Annotated in this window: 1 protein-coding gene; it reads left to right on the forward strand. The window is 71.0% G+C overall.

The genetic code is table 11. The features are described from left to right. Positions 1-488: 488 nt before the first annotated feature. On the forward strand, positions 489-1,060 hold a 572-nt coding region (locus IH13_RS0131390; protein ID WP_031089667.1), incomplete at its 3' end, for a LysR family transcriptional regulator.

A 1,060-nucleotide genomic window follows, 5' to 3' on the forward strand; every position in this document is an offset into this window, starting at 1 on the left:
CGGGGGCGGAACGGACGGCGGGCCACGGCGACTCGGCCGTCCCCGTGTCCCCGCCGGGAGACGCGCCGACCACCGAGGCTTCCCCGCCTCCCGCGGCGCTTGCGTGCCCGACGCCCGGCGACAGAGTGATCAGGGCGCACACGACAGCGGCGCCCACCATGCCAAAACGTTTCTTCATTCGGTTGTTCATGCCCCTTGACGCGGTCGACGGACGGTCTGACTTCGGGCGCGGGCGACGGTCCGGCCGTCGCCCGCGCGCCGGGCGCGGCGGCGAAGGCCTGCCGCGCGTTCTGCCGTAGGAGACGAGGACGAGCCCACGGCCGGGCGGCGGGCGAACGGTGGAGCGCGTCCACCTCCCGCGCGTTGACGTCGCTCGGCGCCTCTGGAGGAGCGCCCGCACCAGACTGCCGTACGGAAAAAGAACGAACAACGGGCAGCTTCGTATGGTCTGATAACTCCATACTTATCGGCGGCTGGGGGGCACGCGGGTGGAGTTGCGAGACATCGAGATCTTCCTGACGCTGGCCGAGGAACTGCACTTCGGCCGGACCGCGGACCGCCTGCACGTGTCGCAGGCGCGCGTCAGCCAGTCGATCGCCAAGCAGGAACGGCGGATCGGCGCGCGGTTGTTCGCCCGGAACAGCCGCCGGGTCGAACTCACGCCCATCGGGCTCCGGTTACGCGAGGACCTCAGCGCCGGATACCAGCGGATACTCGACGGCACCCAGGCGGCCGCCGCTGCCGCCCGCGGCACCACCTGCACGCTGTCGCTCGGCCTGCACGGACCCCAGGCGCACTACTACACACACGTCTTCGACCTCTTCCGCACCCGGCACCCCGAAGTCCGACTCCGCATGAAGGAGATCAACTTCACGGACCCCTTCGGCGCTCTCCGGGACGGCTCGGTCCAGGTGGCGACCTCCTGGCTGCCGATCCGTGAGCCGGACCTCACCGTCGGTCCGGTCGTCGCGGCCGAACCCCTGGTCCTCATGGTCGCCACCGACCACCCCCTCGCCGGACGCGACGCGGTCGGCATGGAGGACCTGGCCGAGTGGCAGCT

Source organism: Streptomyces sp. NRRL WC-3549 (assembly GCF_000721935.1).
GTDB lineage: Bacteria > Actinomycetota > Actinomycetes > Streptomycetales > Streptomycetaceae > Streptomyces.